At 68.7% G+C, this 25,818-nt stretch carries 25 protein-coding genes; 12 read left to right on the top strand and 13 right to left on the bottom strand.

Annotated features, from left to right (window positions below):
• From A5692_RS24365 to proB, 9 genes are all read left to right on the top strand, one after another.
• Nucleotides 1–2,252 (top strand): valine--tRNA ligase (locus A5692_RS24365; RefSeq protein ID WP_068061106.1); only part of this gene is annotated, 2,252 nt, incomplete at its 5' end.
• Nucleotides 2,253–2,259: 7 nt separating this feature from the next.
• Nucleotides 2,260–3,714: a folylpolyglutamate synthase/dihydrofolate synthase family protein gene (locus tag A5692_RS24360; protein WP_068061103.1), complete on the top strand. Its 1,455-nt coding sequence runs from the start codon at nucleotides 2,260–2,262 to the stop codon at nucleotides 3,712–3,714.
• Nucleotides 3,711–4,061: a DUF4233 domain-containing protein gene (locus tag A5692_RS24355; protein ID WP_068061096.1), complete on the top strand. Its 351-nt coding sequence runs from the start codon at nucleotides 3,711–3,713 to the stop codon at nucleotides 4,059–4,061. Before A5692_RS24360 ends, A5692_RS24355 begins: the two co-directional genes overlap by 4 nt.
• A gap of 72 nt (nucleotides 4,062–4,133) precedes the next feature.
• Nucleotides 4,134–4,544, top strand: coding sequence for a nucleoside-diphosphate kinase (ndk, locus tag A5692_RS24350; RefSeq protein WP_067919098.1), 411 nt, complete (start codon nucleotides 4,134–4,136; stop codon nucleotides 4,542–4,544).
• Between the two features lie 327 nt (nucleotides 4,545–4,871).
• Nucleotides 4,872–7,685: an Rne/Rng family ribonuclease gene (locus A5692_RS24345; protein ID WP_082963054.1), complete on the top strand. Its 2,814-nt coding sequence runs from the start codon at nucleotides 4,872–4,874 to the stop codon at nucleotides 7,683–7,685.
• Between the two features lie 203 nt (nucleotides 7,686–7,888).
• Nucleotides 7,889–8,200 (top strand): 50S ribosomal protein L21, encoded by a 312-nt coding sequence (gene rplU, locus A5692_RS24340; protein ID WP_007169506.1) that lies wholly within the window; start codon nucleotides 7,889–7,891, stop codon nucleotides 8,198–8,200.
• 15 nt (nucleotides 8,201–8,215) lie between these two features.
• Nucleotides 8,216–8,470 (top strand): 50S ribosomal protein L27, encoded by a 255-nt coding sequence (gene rpmA, locus A5692_RS24335; RefSeq protein ID WP_046186480.1) that lies wholly within the window; start codon nucleotides 8,216–8,218, stop codon nucleotides 8,468–8,470.
• A 100-nt stretch (nucleotides 8,471–8,570) separates the two neighbouring features.
• Nucleotides 8,571–10,109, top strand: a complete 1,539-nt coding sequence (gene obgE / locus A5692_RS24330) for a GTPase ObgE (RefSeq protein WP_068061092.1) — start codon at nucleotides 8,571–8,573, stop codon at nucleotides 10,107–10,109.
• Nucleotides 10,109–11,212 (top strand): glutamate 5-kinase, encoded by a 1,104-nt coding sequence (gene proB, locus A5692_RS24325; protein ID WP_068061089.1) that lies wholly within the window; start codon nucleotides 10,109–10,111, stop codon nucleotides 11,210–11,212. Before obgE ends, proB begins: the two co-directional genes overlap by 1 nt.
• Nucleotides 11,213–11,217: 5 nt before the next feature.
• Here the strand turns inward: proB and A5692_RS24320 are convergent, their stop codons facing one another.
• The 3 genes from A5692_RS24320 to A5692_RS24310 all read right to left on the bottom strand — a co-directional run bounded on the left by A5692_RS24320 (nucleotide 11,218) and on the right by A5692_RS24310 (nucleotide 12,888).
• Nucleotides 11,218–11,643, bottom strand: coding sequence for a DUF5313 domain-containing protein (locus A5692_RS24320; protein ID WP_068061086.1), 426 nt, complete (start codon nucleotides 11,641–11,643; stop codon nucleotides 11,218–11,220).
• An 8-nt stretch (nucleotides 11,644–11,651) separates the two neighbouring features.
• On the bottom strand, nucleotides 11,652–12,155 hold the full coding sequence (locus tag A5692_RS24315) for a MarR family winged helix-turn-helix transcriptional regulator (protein ID WP_068061083.1): 504 nt from the start codon (nucleotides 12,153–12,155) through the stop codon (nucleotides 11,652–11,654).
• Nucleotides 12,156–12,237: 82 nt separating this feature from the next.
• A complete protein-coding gene (locus A5692_RS24310; RefSeq protein WP_068061080.1) occupies nucleotides 12,238–12,888 on the bottom strand; it encodes a TetR/AcrR family transcriptional regulator in 651 nt (216 codons plus the stop codon).
• A 105-nt stretch (nucleotides 12,889–12,993) separates the two neighbouring features.
• Between A5692_RS24310 and A5692_RS24305 the strand changes: the two genes are divergently transcribed.
• Nucleotides 12,994–14,271, top strand: a complete 1,278-nt coding sequence (locus A5692_RS24305) for a cytochrome P450 (protein WP_068061077.1) — start codon at nucleotides 12,994–12,996, stop codon at nucleotides 14,269–14,271.
• Here the strand turns inward: A5692_RS24305 and A5692_RS24300 are convergent.
• Together A5692_RS24300 and A5692_RS24295 are read right to left on the bottom strand one after the other, a co-directional pair.
• Nucleotides 14,268–15,116, bottom strand: coding sequence for an NAD-dependent deacetylase (locus A5692_RS24300; RefSeq protein WP_068061074.1), 849 nt, complete (start codon nucleotides 15,114–15,116; stop codon nucleotides 14,268–14,270). The two genes, A5692_RS24305 and A5692_RS24300, sit on opposite strands and share 4 nt — an antisense overlap.
• Before the next feature lie 64 nt (nucleotides 15,117–15,180).
• The gene (locus A5692_RS24295; protein WP_068061070.1) at nucleotides 15,181–15,720 is read right to left on the bottom strand and encodes a cysteine hydrolase family protein; all 540 of its coding nucleotides are present in this window, start codon (nucleotides 15,718–15,720) and stop codon (nucleotides 15,181–15,183) included.
• Between the two features lie 59 nt (nucleotides 15,721–15,779).
• On the opposite strand from A5692_RS24295, the gene A5692_RS24290 reads away from it, so the two are divergent.
• Entirely contained in the window at nucleotides 15,780–17,822 is a 2,043-nt protein-coding gene (locus tag A5692_RS24290) for an NAD(+) synthase (RefSeq protein WP_068061063.1), read from the top strand.
• 53 nt (nucleotides 17,823–17,875) lie between these two features.
• Here A5692_RS24290 and A5692_RS24285 read toward each other — a convergent pair whose 3' ends face one another.
• The 6 genes from A5692_RS24285 to A5692_RS24260 all read right to left on the bottom strand — a co-directional run bounded on the left by A5692_RS24285 (nucleotide 17,876) and on the right by A5692_RS24260 (nucleotide 23,065).
• Nucleotides 17,876–18,283, bottom strand: a complete 408-nt coding sequence (locus A5692_RS24285; RefSeq protein WP_068061058.1) for a hypothetical protein — start codon at nucleotides 18,281–18,283, stop codon at nucleotides 17,876–17,878.
• Between the two features lie 125 nt (nucleotides 18,284–18,408).
• Nucleotides 18,409–18,957 carry a YbhB/YbcL family Raf kinase inhibitor-like protein gene (locus A5692_RS24280; RefSeq protein WP_068061051.1) on the bottom strand — a complete coding sequence of 183 codons (549 nt, stop codon included), beginning with the start codon at nucleotides 18,955–18,957 and terminating at the stop codon, nucleotides 18,409–18,411.
• On the bottom strand, nucleotides 18,954–19,514 hold the full coding sequence (locus tag A5692_RS24275; protein WP_068061048.1) for a 3-isopropylmalate dehydratase: 561 nt from the start codon (nucleotides 19,512–19,514) through the stop codon (nucleotides 18,954–18,956). Before A5692_RS24275 ends, A5692_RS24280 begins: the two co-directional genes overlap by 4 nt.
• Nucleotides 19,511–20,758, bottom strand: a complete 1,248-nt coding sequence (locus tag A5692_RS24270; protein WP_068061045.1) for an aconitase/3-isopropylmalate dehydratase large subunit family protein — start codon at nucleotides 20,756–20,758, stop codon at nucleotides 19,511–19,513. The genes A5692_RS24275 and A5692_RS24270 overlap by 4 nt, the downstream gene beginning before the upstream one ends.
• Nucleotides 20,749–21,633, bottom strand: coding sequence for an oxaloacetate decarboxylase (locus tag A5692_RS24265; RefSeq protein ID WP_068061042.1), 885 nt, complete (start codon nucleotides 21,631–21,633; stop codon nucleotides 20,749–20,751). The genes A5692_RS24270 and A5692_RS24265 overlap by 10 nt, the downstream gene beginning before the upstream one ends.
• Before the next feature lie 10 nt (nucleotides 21,634–21,643).
• Nucleotides 21,644–23,065 carry an MmgE/PrpD family protein gene (locus A5692_RS24260; RefSeq protein WP_068061039.1) on the bottom strand — a complete coding sequence of 474 codons (1,422 nt, stop codon included), beginning with the start codon at nucleotides 23,063–23,065 and terminating at the stop codon, nucleotides 21,644–21,646.
• A 71-nt stretch (nucleotides 23,066–23,136) separates the two neighbouring features.
• On the opposite strand from A5692_RS24260, the gene A5692_RS24255 reads away from it, so the two are divergent.
• The gene (locus A5692_RS24255; RefSeq protein WP_068061036.1) at nucleotides 23,137–23,976 is read left to right on the top strand and encodes a GntR family transcriptional regulator; all 840 of its coding nucleotides are present in this window, start codon (nucleotides 23,137–23,139) and stop codon (nucleotides 23,974–23,976) included.
• Nucleotides 23,977–23,984: 8 nt separating this feature from the next.
• On the opposite strand, the gene A5692_RS24250 is transcribed toward A5692_RS24255, so the two are convergent.
• On the bottom strand, nucleotides 23,985–24,863 hold the full coding sequence (locus A5692_RS24250; protein WP_068061033.1) for a PfkB family carbohydrate kinase: 879 nt from the start codon (nucleotides 24,861–24,863) through the stop codon (nucleotides 23,985–23,987).
• A 90-nt stretch (nucleotides 24,864–24,953) separates the two neighbouring features.
• Nucleotides 24,954–25,586: a cation transporter gene (locus tag A5692_RS24245; RefSeq protein WP_068061098.1), complete on the bottom strand. Its 633-nt coding sequence runs from the start codon at nucleotides 25,584–25,586 to the stop codon at nucleotides 24,954–24,956.
• Between the last annotated feature and the right edge of the window lie 232 nt (nucleotides 25,587–25,818).

Raw genomic sequence — 25,818 nt, 5'->3', positions numbered from 1 at the left:
GTCAGATGCGCCGGCTCGGCGACGGGGTGGCGTGGAGCCGCGACCGGTTCACCATGGACGAGGGCCTGTCGCGCGCCGTCCGCACCATCTTCAAGCGGCTCTACGACGCCGGGCTGATCTATCAGGCCGAGCGGCTGGTCAACTGGTCCCCGGTGCTGCAGACGGCCATTTCCGACATCGAGGTCGTCTACGACGAGGTCGAGGGCGAACTGGTCTCTTTCCGGTACGGCTCGCTCGACGACGACGAGCCACACATCGTGGTGGCGACCACCCGGGTCGAGACGATGCTGGGCGACACCGCCATCGCCGTGCATCCGGACGACAAGCGCTACACGCATCTGGTGGGGACGACGCTGCCGCACCCGTTCCTGGATCGCCAAGTCGTCATCGTCGCCGACGAGCACGTCGATCCCGAATTCGGCACCGGTGCGGTCAAAGTCACGCCCGCCCATGATCCCAACGATTTCGAGATCGGGTTGCGGCATAACCTGCCGATGCCGAGCATCATGGACGCCCGTGCCGTCATCGCCGATACGGGAACGGAATTCGACGGCATGGACCGGTTCGAGGCCCGCACGGCGGTGCGCGAAGCGCTCGCGGCGCAAGGCCGCATCGTCGAGGAGAAGCGGCCCTATCTGCACAGCGTCGGGCATTCGGAGCGAAGCGGCGAGGTCATCGAGCCGCGCCTGTCGCTGCAGTGGTGGGTGAAGGTCGAGTCGCTCGCCAAGGCCGCCGGCGACGCGGTGCGCAACGGGGACACCGTGATTCACCCGGCCAGCATGGAGCCGCGGTGGTTCGGCTGGGTCGACGACATGCGCGACTGGTGCATCTCACGGCAGCTGTGGTGGGGCCACCGCATCCCGATCTGGTACGGGCCGGGCGGCGAGCAGGTGTGCGTCGGCCCGGACGAGACCCCGCCGGAAGGCTGGGAGCAGGACCCCGACGTGCTGGACACCTGGTTCTCCTCGGCCCTCTGGCCCTTCTCCACGCTGGGCTGGCCGGACAAGACACCGGAGCTGGAAAAGTTTTATCCGACAAGCGTTTTGGTCACCGGATACGACATCTTGTTCTTCTGGGTGGCTCGCATGATGATGTTCGGCACCTTCGTCGGCGGCGACGACGCCATCACGCTCGACGGCCGCCGCGGACCGCAGGTGCCCTTCACCGACGTGTTCCTGCACGGACTGATCCGTGACGAGTTCGGCCGCAAGATGAGCAAGTCCCGAGGCAATGTCGTCGACCCGCTGGACTGGATGGACACCTTCGGCGCAGACGCCTTGCGGTTCACGCTGGCTCGCGGCGCCAACCCCGGGGGCGACCTGGCCGTCGGCGAGGATGCCGTGCGGGCGTCACGCAATTTCTGCACCAAGCTGTTCAACGCCACCCGATACGCGTTGCTCAACGGCGCCCGCGTCGCGCCGCTGCCGGCGCAGGACCAACTCACCGACGCCGACCGGTGGATCCTGGGACGGCTGGAAGAGGTCCGCGCCGAAGTCGATTCGGCGCTCGACGACTACGAGTTCAGCCGCGCCTGCGAGGCGCTCTACCACTTCGCGTGGGACGAGTTCTGCGACTGGTACGTCGAATTGGCCAAGACGCAGCTGGCCGAGGGGAACGCTCACACCACCGCGGTGCTCGCCGCCGTGCTGGACACCCTGCTGCGGCTGCTGCACCCCGTCATCCCCTTCCTCACCGAGGCGTTGTGGCAGGCCCTGACCGGCCAGGAATCGCTGGTGATCGCCGACTGGCCGCAACCCTCGGGTGTCGATTTGGATCCCGTTGCGGCGCAACGGATCAGCGATATGCAGCGACTGGTCACCGAGGTCCGCCGGTTCCGCAGCGATCAAGGCCTGGCCGACCGGCAGAAGGTGCCGGCCCGGCTGGGTGGCGTGGACGCCGCGGACCTGGGCGCACAGGTGGCCGCCGTGACGTCGCTGGCCTGGCTCACCGCGCCGGCCGAAGACTTCCAGTCGTCGGTGTCGTTGGAGGTGCGACTGGGCCCCCAGATGAACCACACGGTCGTCGTCGAACTCGATACCTCGGGCGCCATCGATGTCGCCGCCGAGCGCCGCCGCCTGGAAAAAGACCTCGCCGCGGCGCAGAAGGAACTGGCGTCCACCACCGCCAAACTCGCCAACGAGGACTTCCTGTCCAAGGCCCCGCAGAACGTCGTGGACAAGATCCGGGACCGTCAGCGCGTGGCCCAGGACGAGTCCGACCGGATCACCGCGCGGCTGGCCGGGCTGCAATGAGTTGTCGATGACCGAGTCCTCCGACTGGCCCGACCACGACGGCGAATACGGCGCCACCGGCCTGGCTCCGACCCCGGACGAGGTCGCCGCGCTGCTTCAGGTCGAACATCTGCTCGACCAACGCTGGCCGGAGACCAAGATCGAGCCGAGCCTGACCCGGATCAGCGCGCTGATGGACCTGCTGGGCTCGCCGCAACGGGCCTATCCCTGCATCCACATCGCCGGCACCAACGGGAAGACCTCGGTGGCACGCATGGTCGACGCGTTGGTGACCGCCCTGCACGGGCGCACCGGCCGGACCACCAGCCCGCACCTGCAATCGGCGGTCGAGCGCATCGCGATCGACGGCCGGCCGATCACCCCGGCCCAGTACGTGGCGACCTACCGGGAGATCGAGCCCTTCGTGCAGATGATCGACGCCCAGTCGCAGGCCGCCGGTGGGCCGGCCATGAGCAAGTTCGAGGTGCTGACCGCCATGGCGTTCGCGGCGTTCGCCGACGCGCCCGTCGACGTCGCGGTCATCGAGGTCGGCATGGGCGGGCGGTGGGACGCCACCAACGTCGTCGATGCGCCGGTCGCGGTCATCACCCCGATCGGCATCGACCACGTCGAATACCTCGGCGACGACCTCGCCGGTATCGCCGGCGAGAAGGCCGGCATCATCACCAAGGCTCCTGACGGCGCGCCCGACACCGTCGCCGTGATCGCGCGCCAGGCGCCCGAAGCGATGGAAGTGCTGCTGGCCCAGACCGTACGCGCCGACGCCGCGGTGGCCCGCGAGGATTCGGAGTTCGCCGTCCTGGGGCGTCAGGTCGCGATCGGCGGGCAGGTGCTCCAGCTGCAGGGCCTCGGCGGGGTGTATTCCGACATCTACCTGCCCCTGCACGGCGAACACCAGGCGCACAATGCGGCGGTGGCGCTCGCGGCGGTGGAAGCCTTCTTCGGTGCCGGCGCGCAACGGCAACTCGACGTCGAGGCGGTGCGGGCCGGATTCGCCGCCGTCACCAGCCCCGGCCGCCTGGAACGCATGCGCAGTGCGCCCACCGTGTTCATCGACGCCGCACACAACCCGGCCGGCGCCGCCGCGCTGGCGCAGACGTTGACCGACGAATTCGACTTCCGATACCTGGTCGGCGTGCTCAGCGTCCTGGCCGACAAGGACGTCCACGGCATCCTCGCCGCGCTCGAGCCGGTGTTCGATGCCGTCGTCGTGACCCACAACGGGTCGCCGCGGGCCCTGGACGTCGAGTCGCTGGCGCTGGCCGCGGGGGAGCGATTCGGGCCCGACCGAGTCACGACCGCCGAGAACCTGCGCGACGCGATCGACGTCGCGACCGCCCTGGTCGACGACGCCACGGTGGCCGGGGACGCCGAGGCCTTCTCCGGCACGGGCATCGTCATCACCGGTTCGGTCGTCACGGCCGGGGCCGCACGCACCCTGTTCGGCCGGGATCCGGAATGACCGACCGCAACCGGGCTGACCCATGGAAGAGCTTCGGGGCGGTGATGGCCGCGACGTTGTTCCTGGAAGCGATCGTGGTGTTGCTGGCGATTCCGGTAGTGAGCGCGGTCGGCGGTGGACTGAGGCCGGTGACGCTGGGTTACCTGATCGGCGTGGCGGCGCTGCTCATCCTGCTGGGCGGGGTGCAGCGCAAACCCTGGGCGATCTGGGTGAACCTGGGCGTTCAACTGCTGCTGCTCGCCGGCTTCGCGGTGTATCCGGGTGTGGGGTTCATCGGGGTGCTTTTCACCGGCTTGTGGGCCCTGATCGCGTACTTCCGGGCCGAGGTGCGGCGCCGCCAGGGGTAGGGCAGCCCCTCGACCGCCGCTGCCGCGGCCGCCGCCCGGCCGATTCCCGCCCGGTTCTGTACGCTGTCGGCCGTGACCGAACGGACCCTGGTACTGATCAAGCCGGACGGCGTCGAGCGGCAGCTGGTCGGGGAGATCATCAGCCGCATCGAGCGGAAGGGCCTGACCATTGCCGCGCTCGAGCTGCGGCGTGTCAGCGAGGACCTGGCCGCCCAGCATTACGCCGAGCACGACGGCAAGCCGTTCTTCGGATCGCTGCTGGAGTTCATCACCTCGGGGCCGGTGGTGGCGGCGATCGTCGAGGGACCGCGCGCGATCGCCGCGTTTCGCCAGCTCGCGGGCGGCACCGACCCGGTGGACAAGGCAACCCCCGGCACTATCCGGGGCGATTTCGGGCTGGAGACCCAGTTCAACCTCGTGCACGGGTCGGATTCGGCAGAGTCCGCAAAGCGCGAAATCGCGCTCTGGTTTCCCGACGCGTAGTGCCCAGCAAACGGGCCGCGCCACGCCGTTGACGGCGCGTCCGCTCGAGGGCGGCTTGGCTTGCCGAGTGATGTGGGATACTGATGGAGGGTGAACGTCGCCGGACCGGCGTCGGACACCCGAATGAAGACTTAGACAAGCGCGATCATCGCCACCCCGCGTTGGTGCGCGGCATGTCGGGCCGTCATTCAGCACGGCGCCGAGTGCGTTCCCCGCGAACCGCTCGGGGCGAGACCATCACAAGCCCGGGGAAAGTCACCCGGGCCCATAGCGAAGCCCTCGCGTGGCCGCGTCGCCAGGACGCGCCCGGGGGCTTGAGGAGAATACGTGGTAGACGGTGCACCATCCGCAGAGTCATCCGAAGAGCCGACCCGGCACGACGAACTGCCGGACCGCCTGAGAGTCCATTCACTGGCCCGAACGCTGGGAACCACCAGTAAGCGGGTGCTGGATGCGCTCAGCGCACTCGATGGACGGATACGCAGCGCGCACTCCACCGTGGACCGTGATGACGCGGTCCGGGTACGCGATCTGCTGGCCGCCCAGCCCGATGGGGGCGCCGAGGACGCCGGAGCTGGCGGCGAAACCGTCGACGCCGCGGCCGGGGAACCCGAATCCCGGCTGATGCTCGAGACGGCGGTCGAGCGGCCGCACTACATGCCGCTGTTCGTCGCGCCGCAGCCGGTACAGGCGGAGGAAGACGACGGCACCGCCGACGACGACACCGACTCCGACGACTCCGACACCGACGACGAAGACGACGAGCAGACCGATCGACCGGCCAACCGGCGGCGGCGCCGGGGCCGTCGCGGGCGCGGCCGTGGCCGCGGCGAGCAGGGCGGACCGGACAACCAGAACGACTCGGGCGACGACGACGAGCCACAACAGCGGGGCCAGAAGACGGGCCAGGGCGAATCCTCCGACGCCGAGGACGACGACGGCGAAGACGGCGAGGACTCGGATGACTCCGACATCGGTGACGACGGTTCGGCGGAGGGCGGCAATCGGCGCCGCCGCAGGCGCCGGCGCCGCAAGTCGGGCTCGGGTGACGACGGTGACGAAAACTCATCGCCCGACGACCCCCCCAACACGGTGGTGCACGAGCGCGCGCCACGCAGCGGGAAGAACGGCGGCAATGGCGGAAATGGCTCGTCGAATACCGAAATCAAGGGCATCGACGGCTCCACCCGGCTGGAGGCCAAGCGACAACGGCGCCGAGACGGCCGCGACGCCGGAAGGCGTCGTCCGCCGGTACTGAGCGAGGCGGAGTTCCTGGCGCGCCGCGAGGCCGTCGAACGGATCATGGTCGTGCGCGACAGGGTCCGCACCGAACCGCCGCATCAGGGGGCGCGCTACACCCAGATCGCCGTGCTCGAGGACGGCATCGTCGTCGAGCACTTCGTGACTTCGGCCGCGTCCGCCTCGCTGGTGGGCAACATCTATCTGGGGATCGTGCAGAACGTCCTGCCGTCGATGGAGGCGGCGTTCGTCGACATCGGCCGCGGCCGCAACGGCGTGCTCTATGCCGGCGAGGTCAACTGGGAGGCCGCGGGGCTGGGTGGGTCAGACCGCAAGATCGAACAGGCGCTCAAACCGGGCGACTACGTCGTGGTCCAGGTCAGCAAGGACCCCGTCGGGCACAAGGGCGCCCGGCTGACCACCCAGGTGTCGCTGGCCGGCCGGTACCTGGTCTATGTGCCGGGTGCGTCATCGACCGGGATCAGCCGCAAGCTGCCCGACACCGAACGGCAGCGGCTCAAGGAGATCCTGCGCGAGGTGGTGCCGTCGGATGCCGGGGTGATCATCCGCACCGCCTCGGAGGGCGTCAAAGAGGACGACATCCGCAGCGACGTCACCCGGCTGCAGGAGCGCTGGAAGCAGATCGAGGCCAAGGCGACCGAGATCAGCGAGAAGGCCGCCGGTGCGGCGGTCGCGCTCTACGAAGAGCCCGACGTTCTGGTCAAGGTCATACGTGACCTGTTCAACGAGGATTTCGCCGGCCTCATCGTTTCCGGTGACGAGGCGTGGACGACCATCACCGAATACGTGAATTCCGTTGCGCCCGATCTGGTTTCGAAGCTGACCAAGTATGAGCCGCCCGGCGGCCCGGACGGTCAGGCCGGCCCCGACGTCTTCGCGGTGCACCGCATCGACGAGCAACTGGCCAAGGCGATGGAGCGCAAGGTGTGGCTGCCCTCGGGCGGCACGCTGGTCATCGACCGAACCGAGGCCATGACGGTGGTCGACGTCAACACCGGCAAGTTCACCGGCTCCGGCGGCAACCTCGAACAGACCGTCACCAAGAACAACCTCGAGGCGGCTGAGGAGATCGTGCGCCAACTGCGGCTGCGCGACATCGGCGGCATCGTGGTCATCGACTTCATCGACATGGTCCTCGAGTCCAACCGCGACCTGGTGTTGCGGCGGCTGACCGAGGCGCTGGCCCGCGACCGCACCCGCCATCAGGTGTCCGAGGTGACGTCGCTGGGCCTGGTCCAGCTGACCCGCAAGCGGCTGGGTACCGGGCTGATCGAGGCCTTCTCGACGTCGTGCACCCACTGCGGCGGCCGGGGAATCGTGCTGCACACCGACCCGGTGGACTCGGCACCCTCGAACGGCGGTCGCAAGTCGGAGTCCGGGGGTCGCCGCGGCAGGCGCTCCAAGAAGAAGGGGGCCGAGGAGCCGTCCGAACAGCCCATTGTGGCCAAGGTGCCCGCGCACGCTCCCGGCGAGCACCCGATGTTCAAGGCGATGGCCGCCGGCGGAACTGCGGTCCGCGAGGACGAGGAATCCGACGAGGCCGCCGAGGAGGCGACCAGCGAGTTCGACGAGCAGAAGCCGGCGGACGCGGCCGACATGGAGGACGCCGACCAGGAGGACTTCGAGGAGTCTGACGAAGACACCGACGAAGACACCGACGAAGAGGCTGACGACGATCTCGACGACGACGAGGACCTCGATGACGAGGAGGACCTGGGCGACGACGACGAAGACCTCGAGATGGACGACGACGACCTGGACGTCGAGGATGACTCCGACTCCGACGACGGGCCCGAGGCGTCCGTCGAGGCCGGTTTCGGGCGTCCGCGGCGCCGTCGCGCGGCGGGTCGGCCGGCCGGCCCGCCGAGCCACGTGGACTGACCTGGCCCGGTTTGACCCTGTAGCCGCTGGTCAAGTACCCTAGGACAGTTGTCGCCAGGCCGTGTGGACTTTGGCCGGCGACAGCGGGCCACCGGGCAATCGGAGTGGACCCGCAACCCAGACCCACTGAGCTCACCGCCGGTGGCTCGCGCGCGATAGAGCCGAAGAAGCGGCTGAGCAGAGGAAAGAAGGCAGGAGCAACGATGGCGACCTACGCAATCGTCAAGACGGGCGGCAAGCAGTACAAGGTCGCCGTCGGGGACGTGGTCAAGGTCGAGAAGCTCGACTCCGACCCGGGCGCGAACGTGTCGCTGCCCGTCACCCTGGTCGTGGACGGCGCGAAGGTCACCACCGATGCCGCCGCGCTGGCCAAGGTGGCGGTGACGGGCGAGGTGCTCGAGCACACCAAGGGCCCCAAGATCCGTATCCACAAGTTCAGGAACAAGACCGGCTACCACAAGCGTCAGGGACACCGTCAGCAGCTGACGGTCCTGAAGGTCACCGGAATCAAGTAGCGGGAGGCGACAGACATGGCACACAAGAAGGGCGCTTCCAGCTCGCGTAACGGCCGCGATTCCGCCGCTCAGCGGCTGGGCGTCAAGCGATTCGGCGGCCAGATCGTCAAGGCGGGCGAGATCATCGTGCGCCAGCGCGGCACCAAGTTCCACCCCGGTCTGAACGTCGGGCGTGGCGGCGACGACACGTTGTTCGCCAAGGCTGCCGGAGCCGTCGAGTTCGGCATCAAGCGCGGACGCAAAACCGTCAGCATCACGCCCCAGGTCTAGCCTCGCGAGCCGGGGGCACCGCGCCCCCCGCGCGGGGAAACGCTGCGGCGGCTTCGCGAGGTGTTGTCGCCCGGCGTGACTTTCGAAGGGCTGGTATCCGATGCCTCGATTCGTCGATCGGGTCGTCATCCACGCGCGTGCGGGTTCCGGCGGTAACGGCTGCGCGTCGGTTCACCGCGAGAAGTTCAAGCCGCTGGGCGGTCCCGACGGCGGCAACGGCGGTCGCGGCGGCAGCATCGTGTTCGTCGTCGATCCGCAGGTGCACACCCTGTTGGACTTCCACTTCCATCCGCACGTCACCGCCCCGTCGGGCAAACAGGGCATGGGCAACAACCGCGACGGAGCTGCGGGTACGGATCTGGAAGTCAAAGTCCCCGACGGCACCGTCGTCCTGGACGAAAACGGCCGGATGCTGGCCGATCTGGTGGGAGCGGGCACCCGCTTCGAAGCGGCGGCCGGTGGCCGTGGCGGGCTGGGCAATGCGGCGCTGGCGTCGCGCGCCCGCAAGGCCCCCGGCTTCGCGCTGCTCGGCGAACCGGGCGAAGCGCGAGACCTCACGCTGGAGCTCAAGACCGTCGCCGATGCAGGTCTCATCGGGTTTCCCTCGGCCGGCAAATCCTCACTGGTGTCGGCGATCTCGGCGGCCAAACCGAAGGTCGCGGACTATCCGTTCACCACGCTGGTGCCCAATCTCGGGGTGGTGTCGGCCGGCGAGCACACGTTCACGGTCGCCGACGTGCCGGGCCTCATCCCCGGCGCATCACAGGGCCGCGGCCTGGGCCTGGACTTCCTGCGGCACATCGAGCGCTGCGCCGTGCTGGTGCACGTCGTCGACTGCGCCACCTCGGAGCCGGGCCGCGACCCCATCTCCGACATCGACGCGCTGGAAGCCGAACTCGCCGCGTATACCCCCACCCTGCGGGGCGACACGACTTTGGGCGACCTCGCTGAGCGGCCCCGCGCGGTGGTGCTCAACAAGATCGACGTACCCGAGGCGCGTGAGCTCGCCGAATTTGTCCGCGACGAGATCGCCGAGCGCGGCTGGCCGGTGTTCCTCGTGTCGACGGTGTCGCGGGAAGGATTGCAGCCGTTGGTCTTCGGGCTCTGGCGGATGATCTCGGAATACAACGCCGCCCGGCCGCAGGCCGTGCCGCGCCGCCCGGTCATCCGCCCGGTTCCCATCGACGACAGCGGCTTCACGGTCCAGCCGGACGGGGAGGGTGGCTTCGTGGTCAGCGGCGCCCGGCCGCAGCGGTGGGTTCGGCAGACCAACTTCGACAACGACGAAGCCGTGGGCTATCTCGCCGACCGGCTGGCCCGGCTGGGCGTCGAGGAGGAACTGCTGCGGCTGGGCGCCCAACCCGGGTGCGCCGTGACCATCGGGGACATGACGTTCGACTGGGAGCCGCAAACGCCTGCGGGACAACACGTTGCGATGTCCGGTAGAGGCACCGACGTGCGGCTGGAACGCACTGAGCGCGCCGGCGCCGCGGAGCGCAAGGCGGCCCGCCGTCAGCGGCGCGCCGGCGACGATGCAGTGGGGGTACCTCCCGCTTGCGGGGGACGCAGCGATGCGGAGGGGGCACCTCCCGCTTGCGGGGGAGAGCGGCGCAGAACCAGAGAACGCGGGGACAAGTAGTGACCCCCCATCGAGAGGCCATCCGCACCGCGCGCAGCTTGGTGGTCAAGATCGGGACCAACGCGCTGACCACCCCGTCCGGGGTATTCGACGCCGGCCGACTGGCCGGGCTGGCCGACGCCATCGAGTCACGCATGAAGGCGGGCACCGATGTCGTCATCGTCTCGTCGGGCGCCATCGCCGCCGGCATCGAACCGCTCGGCTTGACCCGTCGCCCCAAGGATCTGGCGACCAAGCAGGCCGCGGCCAGCGTGGGGCAGGTCGCGCTGGTGAACGCGTGGAGCGCGGCGTTCGCGCGGTACGGTCGCACGGTCGGTCAGGTGCTGCTGACCGCGCACGACATCTCCATGCGGGCCCAGCACACGAACGCGCAGCGCACCCTGGACCGGCTGCGGGCCCTACACGCGGTCGCGATCGTCAACGAGAACGACACGGTGGCCACCAACGAGATCCGGTTCGGCGACAACGATCGCCTCTCGGCGCTGGTGGCTCACCTGGTCGGCGCCGAAGCCCTGGTGCTGCTCTCCGACATCGACGGGCTTTACGACGCCGATCCGCGAAAGACCAAGGACGCCAAGTTCATTGCCGAGGTATCCGGGGTGGACGATCTGACCGGGGTGGTCGCCGGCCCCGGCAGCGACCTGGGGACCGGCGGAATGGTGTCGAAGATGTCCTCGGCGCTACTGGCCGCCGACGCCGGGGTACCGGTCCTGCTCGCCGCGGCGGCCGACGCCGGCACTGCGCTGAGCGATGCCTCGGTCGGCACGGTGTTCGCCGCACGGCCACAACGGATGTCGGCACGGCGGTTCTGGCTGCGCTATGCCGCCGAGGCGGCCGGTGCGCTGACCCTCGACGAGGGCGCCGTGCGCGCGGTGCTGGCCCAGCGCCGCTCGCTGCTGGCCGCCGGCATCACCGGGGTGTCGGGCCGGTTCTACGCGGGAGACGTCGTCGAATTGCGCGGCCCCGACGCGGCCATGGTGGCCCGCGGCGTGGTGGCCTACGACGCCACCGAACTGGCGACCATGATCGGAAGGTCGACCTCCGAGCTGCCGGGTGAGCTGCGCCGGCCCGCGGTGCACGCCGACGACCTGGTGGCGGTGTAAGCCGGCTAGCTGAACGGATTGCTGTTGTCCTGCCACGCCGCCGATTCCGGGCGCGGCCCGAAACGGCGGGCGTAGTCCTCGTGCATCTTCGCTTGCTTCTTGTTCTTGATCACGTCGACCAGGTTCGGGTCGAGTCCGTGCTGCGCCAGCCGGTGTCGACGCCAAACCTTGTTCAACGCAAGCGAGATCAGCAGGGCCCAGATGTAGAGCGGCACCGTCATCTCGCTATGCACATACAGCGAAGCGGGCAGCAGCCAGAAGGGCGCGAGAACGAACAGCGGTGGTATGGCCCACCGGATCATGTGCCGGCGCACGGCTCCCTTGCCCGCCAGGTCGTTGGCGACCCAGTCGCGCATCGAGCTGGGCAGCGTTCGACCGTAGGAATAGGCGATGTGTTGCCAAATGTTGGGTTTGGTCTTGGGGGTGGTCATGGCTGCTCCTATGAGGGGGGTCGGGACTGCAATGCGCCCGCTGCCAAGGCGGCCGCGTTGACGCGGGTGAGCACCTGATGCAGGTGCCGAAGTTCGTCGATATCGACACCCAGACGCTCGACCACGGCGGGCGGAATCTTGCACGCACGCCGACGTAGGGCGGTGCCACTATCGGTGAGTTTGACTTCGGTAGAGCGCTCGTCGACGGCGCTTCGTGTACGGGTGATCAGACCGAGGGCCTCCAAGCGCTTGAGCATAGGCGACAGCGTGGCCGAATCCATCTGCAGCGTGGCTGCGATCTCCTTGACCGACAGCGGTTTGCGCTGTCCCGGCGCCGATTTCTGATGATCCCAGAGCGTCAGCATCACCAGATACTGGGGATGGGTCAGCCCCAACGGCTCCAGGAGCGGCCGGTAGACCGCCAACACGGCGCGGTTGGTCACGCTCAGCGCGAAACAGACCTGCTGTTCCAGGGAAAGCGGGTCGATCTCGGGCGCGGCCGGCGATGCCATATTCGCATGGTAGCCTAATAAATAGTGCACTAACTATGTTGTTCCGGTCACAGGCCGTTATGCCGGCCGGGCCACCGCCGCATCAGTGCGCTGAGGCGCCCTTGAGATAGAGGGCTCCCCAGACGATTTCGGCCAGCGTGGCGGCCAGTTCCGCGTCGTAGTCGCGCGGCTTCGCGGGGAGGTTCTGCTGGCACGCGCGCTCGACCATCCACGTCAGCGCGCTGGCGGTGGTGGCCGCAACCAGGTCGGGACGGATGGACCGGTCGGCTTGGCCTTCCTCGATGACCCGGGTCATCCGCCCGGTGACCGCCGTCAGCAGGTTGCGATAGGTCGCCGCCACCAGCGGGTCATAGCCGGCCATCTCGTTGAGCGCGACGAGCAGCGGTTGATGGCGCCGATAGCTGGCGATGATCCCGTCCATCGCGGCGCGGACGTCGTCCGGATTGTGCCGCGACGACACGCTCCACCACCGATCCGCGCTGGCGGCGAGGTCGGCGAACACCTGGTTGGCCAGGCGGCGCAGCAGGTGGCCTTTGTCCTCGAAGTAGATGTAGAAGCTCGCGCGGGAAATGCCGGCTTCGGTCGACAGCCGGTCGACGCTGAGTTCGGTGAAACTGGCGCCGCCGCGCATCAGCCGCTCGGTGGCGTCCAGCAGCCGTCGCTCGATCTGCTCTCGCCGTTGCTGACGTCCCCGCTCGCGGCTGGCCTGCGGCTTCCTGGTGACCGATGGCATTGGCCCAGCATAGAGCGCTGTTCGACAACTTGACTAGACACTATGTCCAGGAATAGTGTCGCTGACGATCTGTGACCGGGGTCATACACACAACGGAGGTGGGCCATGACCGTGATGACCGGGACGTCTGGCGCCGAGCGGCCCGGCCGGGCCTACGATCCGATCGACCTGTCCTCGCGCGCGTTTTGGTCCACGACCGCGGCCGACCGGGAACGCGCGTTCGCGGTGCTGAGGGCCGAGCGGCCGGTCAGCTGGCACTCACCCGTGGAGGACGCCCTGATGCGCGATCCGGAGGATCCGGGCTACTGGGCGGTCACGCGACGCGCCGACATCGTCTCGGTCAGCCGCAACAACGAGGTGTTCCTGTCCGGCCACGGCGTGATGTTCGAGAACATCCCGGTGGAGCTGCTCGAAGCGTCCCAGTCGTTCCTGGCGATGGATCCGCCGCGACACACCAAGCTACGCAAGCTCGTCAGCGCGGCATTCACCCCGAGGCAGATCCGCCGTATCGAGGACTCGATCAGGGCGAACGCCAAGGCCATCGTCGAAGAGTTGCGCGCGGCCGGTAGCGGGGCCGACTTCGTCGACCACTGCGCCAAGCAACTGCCGATCCGAACCTTGTCGGACATGGTGGGGATCCCGGAATCGGAGCGAGAGCACGTGGCGCGGGCCGCCGATGCGCTGGTGTCCTGGGCGGACCCGGTCTACCTCGACGGTCGCAACCCACTGGAGGTGCTGGTCGAAAACCAGGTGTACCTGCACCAAATCGCCGGCACGTTGGCCGCCGAGCGCCGCGAGCGTCCCGGCGACGACTTGTTCAGCGGCTTGGTCAACGCCGAGGTCGACGGCGACCGGCTGACCGACGCCGAGGTGGCCGCCTTCTTCGTGCTGCTTTCCGTGGCCGCCAACGACACCACCCGCCAAACCACCAGCCACGCGATGAAGGCGCTCACCGACTTCGGAGATCAACGGACGTGGCTACTGGAGGATTTCGACAACCGGATCGGAACCGCCGTCGAGGAGTTCGTCCGCTGGGCCAGTCCGGTCATGACGTTCCGTCGCACGGCCGCAACGGATTTCGAGCTAGGCGGCCAGAAGATCCGGGCGGGGGAGAAGGTCGTCATGTTCTATCCGTCCGGCAACTGGGACACCGACGCGTTCGACCACCCGGAGCGCTTCGACCTGAGCCGCAGCCCCAATCCGCACGTCGGTTTCGGGGGCGGCGGCGTGCATTTCTGCCTCGGCGCCCATGTGGCGCGGGCGCAGCTGCGCGCCATCTTCGGCGAGCTGTTGCGTCAGCTGCCCGAAATCCAGGCCGGCGACCCGACTTACGTGGCGGGCAACTTCATTCACGCCGTCCGCAGCATGCCATGCACGTTCTAATGCGTAGTCATCGGTAACAATTCGTCCGCCAGCAACGCCAGCAGCTCGGAGCAGCCGCCGTCGACCTTGACGGTCGCCAGGTCGTCCCCGCGGGTCCGCCCCCGGTTGATGATCGCGATCGGCATGCCCAGCGCGGCGGCGTGCCGGACGAACCGGTAGCCGGAGAACACCGTCAGCGACGAGCCGGCGACCAGCAGCGCGTCGGCTTCGGAAATCAGCGAATATGATTGTTCAACAACATCTTTCGCGACGCTTTCGCCGAAGTAGACGATGTCCGGCTTGAGCATGCCGCCGCAGCGCGGGCAGTCGAGATACCGGAACGACGCGGTATCGGCGACGACGGCGTCGGCGTCCGGTGCCACCGCGAGACCGCCGACCGCTAGCGCGCGCTCGGCGAATCCGGGGTTGAGCTCTTCCAGCCGTTCGGCAAGAGCGGCGCGGCTCATGGTGTACCCGCAGTTCAGGCAGACCACCTGGGCGTAGGTGCCGTGCAGGTTGACGACATTGCGGCTGCCGGCCTTGGTGTGCAGTAGGTCGACGTTCTGCGTGACCAGCCCCGTCACGACCGAGGCGTGTTCCAGCGCCGCCAGCGCCCGGTGGCCGGCGTTGGGCAGCGTGTCGTCCATGTGCCGCCAACCGACGTGGTTTCGCGCCCAGTAGCGCTGCCGAAAGACGGCGTCCGAGGTGAACTGGCGGATCGTCATCGGATTGCTGGGCGGTGAATCGGGTCCACGGTAGTCCGGGATGCCGGAGTCGGTGGACAGGCCCGCGCCCGTCAGCACCGCGATCCGGCGACCGGCCAGCATCGCGACAAGCTCCGGCGATTCTGCGCAGTGGGCGGTCACCTATTCGAGGGTACGGGCGCGAAGGCGCCGCCGAGGGCCCGCTGCGTACCGCGCGGCGATGTCGCTAACCGAGGCACTCCGCGGCCGTGGTGAGCTCGGCCGACATGTTCTGCTCCATCATCTTCAGCGCCGCCGCGCCTAGGTCGGGGTCGATGTGGGCGACGGCGTCGGTCGCGATCACGACGGGGAAGTGGCGCACGTAGGCGTCGAGTGCGGTGTAGAGGATGCACTGCTCGGTGACCTGGCCCGTGATGACCAGCTGCTTGGTCTCGAGCCGGTTGAGCAGATACGCCAGCGCGGTCGCGTAGAAGGCGCTGTGCCGCACTTTGGTCATCACGCGGCAGTCCCCGGCCGGAACGATCGGCTTGACCAGATCCGGCCGCGCCCCGTCGAGCGCGGAGCCGACGATGTCGGAGAATTGGGCGGCGAAGTCGCCGTAGTTGTCGTTGACGTACACCAGGTCGACATCGTCGGATTCGCGTGCGCGCCGGACCAAATCGGCCAGCGGGTCGATGACCTTGGCGACATTGGGTATTAGTTCTTCAGCGTCGGGATGCTGATAGGTGTTCATCATGTCGACCACGACCACGGCAGTATCGCTCATGATGTAGGGGATACCCGGCGGCCACGGGTTGACACAGGTCAGGCGACAATGGAAGGGCGATGGACTTTTACAACGCTTACAGCCAGGGTTTCGTCCGGGTCGCCGCGTGCACGCACCATACCGCGATCGCCGATCCGGCGGCCAACGCGGAGTCGGTCGTACGGTTGGCCCGCGCGTGCCACGACGACGGCGTCGCGGTGGCCGTGTTCCCGGAGCTGACGTTGTCCGGATACTCCATCGAGGACATCGTCATGCAGGACCTGCTGCTCGACGACGTCACCGGCGCCGTCGAGAACATCGTCGCCGCCTCGACCGATCTGCTGCCGGTCCTGGTTGTCGGCGCTCCGCTGCGGTACCGGCAGCGCATCTACAACACCGCGGTCGTCATCCACCGCGGCGCGGTGCTCGGCGTGGTGCCCAAGTCTTACCTGCCCACGTACCGAGAGTTCTACGAGCGCCGCCAGATCGCGGCTGGAGACGACGAGCGCGGCACCATCCGGCTCTGTGACGCCGACGTCCCCTTCGGCCCCGACTTGCTGTTCGCCGCATCGGATGTGCCCGACTTCGTGCTGCACGTCGAAATCTGCGAGGACATGTTCGTGCCGATCCCGCCCAGTGCGGAGGCCGCGCTGGCGGGCGCGACCGTACTTGCCAATCTCTCCGGCAGCCCCATCACGATCGGCCGCGCCGAGGACCGCAGCCTGTTGGCCCGCTCGGCGTCGGCGCGGTGTCTGGCCGCCTACGTCTACGCCGCCGCGGGCGAGGGAGAGTCGACCACCGACCTGGCCTGGGACGGTCAGACGATGGTGTGGGAGAACGGCGAACTGCTGGCCTCCTCCGAGCGCTTCCCGAAGGGGGAGCGGCGCAGTATCGCCGACGTCGACATCGATCTGCTGCGCTCGGAACGGCTGCGGATGGGAACCTTCGACGACAACCGGCGCCACCACCGCGGGTCGGCCGAGTCGTTCCGGCGTGTCGGGTTCCGCCTGGACCCGCCGGCCGGCGACATCGGATTGCGCCGTGACGTCGAGCGTTTCCCGTTCGTGCCCGCGAATCGCGAACGGCTGGAACAGGATTGCTACGAGGCCTACAACATCCAGGTGTCGGGGCTCGAGCAGCGGCTGCGCGCGCTGGACTACCCGAAGATCGTCATCGGCATCTCCGGCGGCCTGGACTCGACGCACGCGCTGATCGTTGCGGCACGCGCCATGGATCGGGAAGGGCGGCCGCGCAGCGACATTCTGGCGTTCACGCTGCCCGGCTTCGCGACGGGCGATCGCACCAAGCGCAACGCCATCGAGCTGTCCCGCGCACTGGGGGTCACCTTTTCCGAAATCGACATCACCGAGACCGCAATGGTGATGTTCAAGGAGATGGACCACCCGTTCGGGCGCGGGGAGAAGGTCTACGACGTCACCTTCGAGAACGTTCAGGCGGGGCTGCGCACCGACTACCTGTTCCGGCTGGCCAACCAGCGCGGCGGCATCGTGCTAGGCACCGGCGACCTATCCGAAATCGGGCTGGGCTGGTCGACCTACGGGGTGGGCGACCAGATGTCGCACTACAACGTCAACGGCGGTGTCCCGAAGACGCTGATCCAGCATCTGATCCGCTGGGTCATCTCGTCCGGCCAGTTCTCGTCCGACGTCACCGACGTGCTGCAATCGGTGCTGGACACCGAGATCTCCCCAGAACTCGTCCCGAAAGGCGAAGAGGAAGAACTGCAGAGCAGCGAGGACAAGGTCGGACCGTATGCCCTGCAAGACTTTTCACTCTTCCACGTGCTGCGCTACGGATTCCGGCCCTCGAAGATCGCGTTTCTGGCCTGGCATGCGTGGAGCGACCCGGATCGGGGCGACTGGCCGCCGGGGTTCCCCGAGAACAAGCGACCGACCTACTCGCTGAAGGAGATCCGGCACTGGCTGGGGGTGTTCGTGCAGCGGTTCTACTCGTTCAGCCAGTTCAAACGCTCGGCATTGCCGAACGGACCCAAGGTGTCACACGGCGGCGCGCTGTCGCCCCGCGGTGATTGGCGGGCCCCGTCGGACATGTCCGCGCGCATCTGGCTCGACGAGATCGAGCGGCATATTCCCGAGGAGTAGCCCGCCGATGGGCCCGCTCGCGGGATCGCCGGGCGGGCCCGAGAGCGTCGGGCTCACGCCCTGGCGCGCCGCCAGCCCTGGTATTGCAGTTCGGCGAACACCAGCGTGTAGGCGCCGGCCGCCAGGTTCAACGCGACGCCGGCCGTCGTCAGCGGGAAGACGTCTTCGAGCACCAGGACCACGGCGGCCACCGTGTACGCCAGATTGGCGACGATGACGCCCATACCGGCCCGGCGCACCGAGGGCAGGGCGGCGAGCCCGAACACGACCACGCCATAGCCGATCAAGAACGCGCCCATCGCGTACTCGAACGCCGTCGTGGTCCCCGAGAGCTCGGCGAGCCGGCCGGCCAGCGGGATCCCCGCCAGGCCGACCACGCCGCTGATGGCGGCGTCTGCGCGCATGGCCAGGCGAAGCAGGCCGTCCCGGGTGCCGGTGCGGTCAATCGTGGTCGCGGACATGATGTTCCTTTCGTCGATGGCTGATCGCCACCGACGCTGCCCGCGAACCACTGCCAGATCGACGTCGGACGCTGCCAACCACTGCCAACCGCAGGTCAGGCCCCTGGCGCCGATCCGCCCGGGGGTCAGCGTTCGTATGTTCCGGTCAGCACACCGCGGGCCAGCACGTGTCCGCCCATCGCGGCCAGCAGCGCCTTGGCCGTGGTGATGCCGTCCGGGACGGCCCGGTCGATCGCGAACACGTGGAACCGGTAGTGATGCGGGCCGTGCCCGGGAATCGGACGCGGCCCGGCGTAGCCGCGGTGGCCCAGATCGGCTCGCAGGCAGCGGATGCCCGCCGCGCCCAGGTGCAACCCGCCGGCATCGAGGCCGTCCAGTGCCGGGTCGATCACCGCGACCGAGTGCAGCAATGGGCGGGGCAAGGGGACGTCGACATCATCGATGATGAGGACCAGCTGCCGGGTGCCGGGCGGCGGCGGGCTCCACCGCAGCGGCGGCGAGACGTTGTCGCCGACGCCCACGCCGGCGCTGGAGGTCGGCATGACGCCGCCGTCGGGGAACGCGGCGCTGCCGACGCTGATGGAGCGGGGCGCATCGAACGCGGCCCGTGCGAGAGGGCTTCGCCGCGGGCCGGCGCGCACGCCGCGCAGCAGCCTGCCGGGCAACGCCGTCATGCGCCGCTGCCCGCGCCGCGAATCGCGACGGTGGGCGACCGCACGAGGTCGCCCAATTCGCTGGGCAGGTATCCCTGCTCGACCAGCCGCGGTAGCACGCCGCCGCTTTCGATGATGTCGAGGATGAGCCCGGGAAGCGTCGGAACGCTTCCGGACGCACCCGTGGTGTCGTTGCGCCAGGTGCCGCCGGTCAGGTCGAAGGTTCCCGTGTCGCCTTCGTGGAACACGCTGGTGGCACCGGGCACGGTCATTGCCGGCAGGCCGGCGTTGACGGCATTGCGGAAGAACAACGAGTTGAATTCCTCGGCGACGAGTCCCGCGACGCCGAGCTCGACGAAAAGAGCCGCGACGGGCCGGGAAGATCCGAGCCCGAAGTTCCTGCCCGCCACGACGATGTCACCCGTCGACACCTGGTCGGTCCAACCGGGGCGGACCTCGTAGAAGACGTGCCTGGCCGCTTCTGGCGGATCCATCTTCATTGCGAACGCCGGGTACATGGCGTCGGTGTTCAGGTTGTCCCCGAACACCCACACCCTTCCGCCGAACACCACGCTCATGCCGTCACACTCCTCGGATCGGTGATATGTCCGGTGATGGCCGACGCGGCAACGGTCGCCGGTGACGCCATGAAGATCTCCGCCTCGGTGCTGCCCATGCGCCCGGTGAAGTTGCGGGTGCTCGAGGTGATGCACACCTCGCCGGGGCCGACCACACCCATGTGGTAGCCGAAACATGCGCCGCAGGTGGAGTTGGTGATGACCGCACCCGCGTCCGCCAGGTCCTGCAGGTACCCCAGCCGCATGGCGTCCCGGTACACCGCCTGGGAGGCGGGCGTGACCAACAGGCGCACGCCCGGCGCGACAGACTTGCCGCGCACCACCCGCGCGGCGATCTCGAGGTCCTCGAGCTGGCCATTCGCACACGAGCCGATGAACGCCTGGTCGATCTTCTGGCGCTCAAGCCGGGAAACCGGGAGCCCGTTGCGGCTGACGGTTCCCGGCCGCGCCACGTAAGGCTCCAGCGTCGCCAGGTCGACACGGCGGATCTCTTGGTATCCGGCATCCGGATCCGGCGCGGCGGCGTCGTATCCGGAGACGCCGCGCTCGTGCAGAAACGACGTCAACACGTCGTCGGGCTCGAACGTGGCGAAGTCGGCAGAGACCTCGGCGCACTGGGTCGCGATGGTGCGCCGGTCGTGCATCGGGACGCCGGACAGGCCGGTGCCGCCGAATTCCAGGTTCAGGTTCGGGGCGTCGCCGTAATCGTTGGCGATATGCAAGAACACGTCTTTGCCGCTGACCGTCTCCGGTTTCGCGCCCTCGAGTTCGTAGCGGATGGTGGGCGCGACCTGAAACCACGTCGCGCCGGTGCACATGATCGAATAGACCTCCGCGAGCCCGAGGCCCCGGGCGGCGGTGTTGTAGGCGCCCGCGGCGCAGGTGTGAGAGTCGGTGCAGGCCAAGATCTCTCCGGGCCGCGCCAGTCCGTTCTCGGCGATCACCTGGTGACAGATGCCGTGCCGGCCGACGTCGTAGAACCGTGTGATGCCGAAATCGGCGACGAATCGGCGGGCGTGTGGGCCGCCCGCGGCGTCTTTGATGGTCGGTGCCGGCACGGCGTGGTCCATGACGACCGCCAGCTTGTCGGGGTCGTGGATCCGGTTGGGCGTGATCCACATCGTGGCGAACTGCAGGTCGATCAGCACGGTCATGTCGACGTCGACCACGACCGTGTCACCCGCCGACACCGAATGCAATCCGGCCTTGCGGGCGAAGATCTTCTCGATGATCGTCATGCCCATGAGGGGTCCTTCCGCGCGTATCGGGCGTCGCGCTCGAGCCATTCGGCCATCCCCACCATGTTGAAGAAATCGGCGGGCGTCGCGGGCCGGTGGTCGGCGATCTCGGTGCCGTTCAGTTCGCAAAGGCTCTGCAGCATGCCGAAAGTCGCCTGCGCCAAGAGATTGCTCGGGTGGATCGCGATGGCATAGCCCAACTCTTGCAGGCGCGCGGCCGACTGCAACGGCGTCAGCCCGCCCTGCACGAGGTTGATCAGCAGGGGGGCGTTCACTTCGCGTGCGATGCGCTCGATCTCGTCGGCGTCCTGCGGCGCCTCGACGAAGATGACGTCGGCGCCCGCCCGCGCGTATCGGTTGGCACGCTCGATGGCCGCGTCCAGACCGAGGGGGGCCCGGGCGTCGGTGCGGGCCACCACCAGCAGGCTGTCGTCGGAGCGGGCGTCCAGCGCCGCGGCGAGGGTCTGCTCGAACACGGCCGCGTCGACCACCTGTTTGTCCGGCAAGTGGCCGCACCGTTTCGGAAACACCTGATCTTCCAACTGAATTGCGGCGACCCCCGCCGCGTCGTAGGAGCGAACGGTGCGCACCACGTTCATGGGCGCGCCATAGCCGGTATCGGCGTCGGCGATCAATGGGATATCGCCCAACGCGTCGGTGATCATCGCGGCCCGGCCGGCCATCTCGGTCGCGGTGACCAGCCCGATGTCGGGTAGGCCGAAGCCGGAGGCGGCCACCCCGGCACCGGTCATGTACGCCGCGGCGTGGCCGGTGCGTTTCGTCAGGTGCGCCGAGATCCCGTCGAAAACGCCTGGGGCGACGATGAGTTCGCCCGCAGCGAGCAAGTCCTTCAGCCGTCGGCGGGCCGGGGTGGTAGGCATGGTTCTCCTTTCAGTCCAGGGCGCCCGCGACCGGGGCCGCGAGCAGATCGGTCAGTTGCTCGACATCGTCGAGGTCGTCGAGATTGAGCACCGCCCGCTCGATCGCTTCGGCACGGGCGCGGCTGGTGACCCGGTCGGCGAGTGAGTGGAACTTGCCGACCAGTTCGTCGTTGGTGACGGGATCGTTGGGCGCGCCGTGCGGCAAGGCCACGCGGGCGCGGTGGACCGTGCCGTCGCGGGTGGTGACCGCGACGTCGGTGCGGAACTTCTGGGTCACGTCGGCGTGGGTGAGTGATTTGTCGAGGTGTACCGACGTCGCCGCGATGAGCGACCAGATGTCATCGGCATCGAGACGGGCAGGGGTGAATTGTTCCGGTAACACGTTGCCGTCCAGGAGCGCCGCGGCGGTCGCGTACCCGATGTTCATCTGGGCGCCGATCGGGGTGAGGGGCCGTTGCGGTCGCCACCAACCGTGCTTGTAGATGGTCTCGCCGACGGTGATGTCGATCTTCGAAATGGCTTGCGGAGCAATCGAGGCACGCACCCGCCGGGCGGCGTCGATTGCCGCGTGCAAACCGCCCATCGCCGCGTAGGACTTGACCATGATGACGGCGGTCTCCCACCGTTGGCCGAGTTGCCCGGTAAGTGCGGTGGGGTCGGGGTCGTGGCCCTCGCCGAAAACGCTGAGAAATCCGCCGTATTCACGCTCGAACACCCGCTTGATGCCGGTGTATCCCGCCGATGCCAGCCCCGCCGCGTAGAAGCCGTTGCGCGCCGCCAGGCCGTGATGCATGCGCTTGCTCATGGCCTCGTATTGGGCGGCCATCAGCCCCGCCGACTGCGTTCCGGCCAGCCCGAGGGCGTCCTCCAACTGCGCCGGCGACAGCCCACGTAGCTTTCCCGACGCCATCGCCGCGGCGTGGGTGCCGAAAACCGACCCTGAGTGCCAGCCGCGGTCCAACATCTGGGTGCCGTGCAGCGTATCGCCGACGCGCGGGCCCACCTCGAAGCCGGCGACCGCGGCCAGTAGGACCTCGGCGCCCGTCGAGGGTCGTGGCCGCGTGGACACCGTCGACATCAGCGCCGGAATCAGCAGCGAGCAGCTGTGCAGTGGGGCACGGGGATGGAAGTCGTCGAGCTCGAACCCCTGGATGAAGGTGCCGTTGAGCACGGCTGACGCGGGTGCCCCGGTCGTGCGCCCGGTGCCGATGACGACGGCGTCGCCTCGACCCTCCAGCGCGAGGACGGCGTCGGTCGCGACGCGCGACCACGGCAGTTGCGCGCCGACGAGCGCGCAGCCGATCCCGTCCAGCAGCAGGTGCTTCGCCCGGTCGCGGATCTGGTGCGGGACGTCATCCAGGGTGAGGCCGGCGACCCAGGTGGCAAGTCGGCCGGTCGGCCCGTCCGGGTTGGTGGCGGCCGGTTCGTGCATCGTCTCCCCCGAGGCGTGTTGAGTTGTTATATACATATAACAACTCGGGGGGGGTTGGCAAGGGAGGCCGTGTGGAAGCATTGACCACCGTGCAGGAGAGCAGAGGAGGGCCGGTCTCGGCCGCGGCCGGGGTGCCGCTGCATCGGCAGCTGTTCCTGGTGCTGCACGACGAGATCGACCGCGGCGTCATCGCCCCCGGCGACGCGTTGCCCACCGAGCAGACGCTGTGCGACCAGTTCGGTGTATCGCGCATTACCGTGCGCCGGGCGCTGGCCGACCTGGCCGACCAGGGATACATCGAGCGCAGGCACGGCGTCGGGTCGTTCGTGCGCCCGCACGGGCCGGCGGATGTCTCCGGCGTTGGAGGGGCCGGGCGTTCGTTCATGCAGAGCCTGCGGCAGACGCAATTCGAGACCAAGGTCGAAGTCGTCGAACTCGGAAAGCGGCGTCCCCCGAGGGCCGTCGGGGAGGCCTTGAAAACGTCCGGGGAAACGTCCGGCGAGCTGCTGCAGATCGTGCGGGTGCGGCGTCAACGCAGGACCGATGAGCCATTGATGGTGACCGAAGCCTGGCTGCCGCAGGAATTGGCCGGCGTGCTGACCGAGCCGGAGTTGCGGCGTGCGCCGCTGTACGAGTTGCTGTCGCAGGCGGGCGTCGCCGTGGACCGAGTGCGGCACGAGATCACCGCCGAGATCGCCGGACCGCGCAACGCGCACCTGCTCGGCACGGCCATCGGCGCCGCGCTGCTACGCATCAACCGCCTGGAATTCGTGGCCGGGGCACCACATCACTACGTGTCGACCGTGTTGTCGCCCAGTCGCAGCCGCGTGCTGCTCAGCCAGACCGCGGAGGAGATGGAGACCGGCGACGGCCTGATAATCGCCCACGACGTCCGCGGCGACACCGGCTAGCTGTACAGCTAGCGGCCGCCGGGCAGGGCCGCATCGATTGCTTCGGCGTGCGGGGCGCAGTCGCCGGCGCCGTGGGCCAGGGTTGCCAGCGCGCCCGCGGCGCAGGCGCGCCGCAACGCGCGCCGCCGCTGGGCGGGCGAACCCGGGTTGCGTGGCCAGCTTCCGGCCAGCACTCCGGCGAACACGTCCCCGGCCCCGGTGGTGTCCACCGCGGCCACCGTGGGAGCGGGCACCACGAAGTCGCCGTCGGCGCCCACGTACCGCGCGCCCCGCGCCCCCAATGTGGTCACCAAGTGGGTGGGGCGCCATGGCCACTCTTCGGCCTCGGCTTCATTGGCGATCACGACGTCGGCGTGGGCCGCCAGGTCGGACAACGCGCTTGGATCCCGCCCGCCCGGTGAGGCGTTGACGATGACGACCGCCCCGGTCGCACGGGCCTGGCGCGCCGCCGCCACCGCCGCGCGCACCGGAATTTCCAGCTGCGTCAATAACACGTCGCAGCCGGCGATGACGGTCCGCGCGGCGGGGGAGTCCAGCGTCAGCCGCCCATTCGCACCCGGGGCGACCACGATGGTGTTCTCGGCGTCGGCATCGACCACCACGATCGCCGTGCCGCTCGGTCCGGGTGTTGCCGCGATTGCGTCCAACCCGACGCCGTTGGTCAGCAGGTGGGCGCGTAACTGTTCGGCGGCCGGGTCGTCGCCGACCGCCCCGATGAACTGCACTTGCGCGCCCGCGCGCGCCGCCGCCACCGCTTGATTGCCGCCCTTGCCGCCCGGTGCGTGGGTCAGCGCCGAAGCCAGCACCGTCTGGCCGGGGCGGGGAAGGGTGTCGACGCGCAGCGACACGTCCATGTTCACGCTGCCGACCACACACACTCGCGCCATGACTTTGACGTTAACCGGTCGCCGACCGCCGCGTACCGCGGCTTTGAAGAAGACGAAACACTTTGCTGCGCGGTGTTTTTGGCGATGCAATCAGCATCCGCACTCCTCGCCGCGCCACGCCCCGAAACCCTCTCGCACCGCAAACCCGGCGATCACCAGCCCGACCGTCGGGTCCAGCCACCAGCCACCCGGCCACATGGCCATGACGGCCAGCGTGAACAGCACCGCGGCGGACTGCGCGGCGCACAAATAGTTTTGCGTGCCCTCCCCGGCGGTGGCCCGCGAGCCCAGGCGCGTGCCGAGCCTCCGCTTGGCCAATCCCAGCAGCGGCATCAGGATCACCGCCACGGCGGTCAGAACCATCCCGATCAGCGTGGTCCCCGGGCGGTGGCCCGCCGCCAGGTTCCGGACAGATTCCAGCGCGACGTAAGGCGCGATGAGCCAGAACGACACGGCCACCCCGCGTTGCGCCCGGCGCTCCGAAGTCTCCGACAGCGTCCGTGCCCCGGTGAACCGCCACACGACGATCACACTCGCCAGGCCCTCGACCGCGCTGCCGAGCGCCCAACCGATCAGGGAGATGGAGCCGACGGCGAACCCTTGCCACAGCCCGAGCGCGCCCTCCGCACACATCCAGGCCAAGCTGACCCACGCGAGCCAGCGTGCCCTACGCGCGGCCCGTACCCACTCGGCATCGCGCTCCGGTCGTCCGGCGGCGGCCACGTTGGTCGCGCCGTGACCACAACCCTCGGCGCACGCATCGCTCACGCAGCACACTAGCGCGCGCGTCTCAAGATATGGGCGATTGCCGCAAAGCGTTCGACGTAAGAATGCGCGGCCGTAATTCAACTGAGGCTGCGGACTTATCCTGGGCGCTATGAGCGATGCGTGCGCCGAGGGTTGTGGTCACGGCGCGACCAACGTGGCCGCCGCCGGACGACCGGAGCGCGATGCC

The organism is Mycobacterium sp. E342 (assembly GCF_001667665.1).
Classification (GTDB): domain Bacteria; phylum Actinomycetota; class Actinomycetes; order Mycobacteriales; family Mycobacteriaceae; genus Mycobacterium.
The sequence above is the reverse complement of the archived record's forward strand: the minus strand, read 5'-3'. Positions and strand labels throughout refer to the sequence as shown.

Coding starts and splice junctions, on each gene's coding strand:
- A5692_RS24310 (WP_068061080.1), bottom strand. CDS start 12,888: ATGCCATCGGTCACCAGGAAGCCGCAGGCCAGCCGCGAGCGGGGACGT.
- rplU (WP_007169506.1), top strand. CDS start 7,889: ATGGCGACCTACGCAATCGTCAAGACGGGCGGCAAGCAGTACAAGGTC.
- A5692_RS24265 (WP_068061042.1), bottom strand. CDS start 21,633: ATGCCTACCACCCCGGCCCGCCGACGGCTGAAGGACTTGCTCGCTGCG.
- A5692_RS24270 (WP_068061045.1), bottom strand. CDS start 20,758: ATGGGCATGACGATCATCGAGAAGATCTTCGCCCGCAAGGCCGGATTG.
- A5692_RS24285 (WP_068061058.1), bottom strand. CDS start 18,283: ATGTCCGCGACCACGATTGACCGCACCGGCACCCGGGACGGCCTGCTT.
- A5692_RS24290 (WP_068061063.1), top strand. CDS start 15,780: ATGGACTTTTACAACGCTTACAGCCAGGGTTTCGTCCGGGTCGCCGCG.
- obgE (WP_068061092.1), top strand. CDS start 8,571: ATGCCTCGATTCGTCGATCGGGTCGTCATCCACGCGCGTGCGGGTTCC.
- A5692_RS24305 (WP_068061077.1), top strand. CDS start 12,994: ATGACCGTGATGACCGGGACGTCTGGCGCCGAGCGGCCCGGCCGGGCC.
- A5692_RS24280 (WP_068061051.1), bottom strand. CDS start 18,957: ATGACGGCGTTGCCCGGCAGGCTGCTGCGCGGCGTGCGCGCCGGCCCG.
- A5692_RS24275 (WP_068061048.1), bottom strand. CDS start 19,514: ATGAGCGTGGTGTTCGGCGGAAGGGTGTGGGTGTTCGGGGACAACCTG.
- A5692_RS24320 (WP_068061086.1), bottom strand. CDS start 11,643: ATGACCACCCCCAAGACCAAACCCAACATTTGGCAACACATCGCCTAT.
- A5692_RS24360 (WP_068061103.1), top strand. CDS start 2,260: ATGACCGAGTCCTCCGACTGGCCCGACCACGACGGCGAATACGGCGCC.
- A5692_RS24260 (WP_068061039.1), bottom strand. CDS start 23,065: ATGCACGAACCGGCCGCCACCAACCCGGACGGGCCGACCGGCCGACTT.
- A5692_RS24315 (WP_068061083.1), bottom strand. CDS start 12,155: ATGGCATCGCCGGCCGCGCCCGAGATCGACCCGCTTTCCCTGGAACAG.
- rpmA (WP_046186480.1), top strand. CDS start 8,216: ATGGCACACAAGAAGGGCGCTTCCAGCTCGCGTAACGGCCGCGATTCC.
- A5692_RS24295 (WP_068061070.1), bottom strand. CDS start 15,720: ATGAGCGATACTGCCGTGGTCGTGGTCGACATGATGAACACCTATCAG.
- A5692_RS24250 (WP_068061033.1), bottom strand. CDS start 24,863: ATGGCGCGAGTGTGTGTGGTCGGCAGCGTGAACATGGACGTGTCGCTG.
- A5692_RS24355 (WP_068061096.1), top strand. CDS start 3,711: ATGACCGACCGCAACCGGGCTGACCCATGGAAGAGCTTCGGGGCGGTG.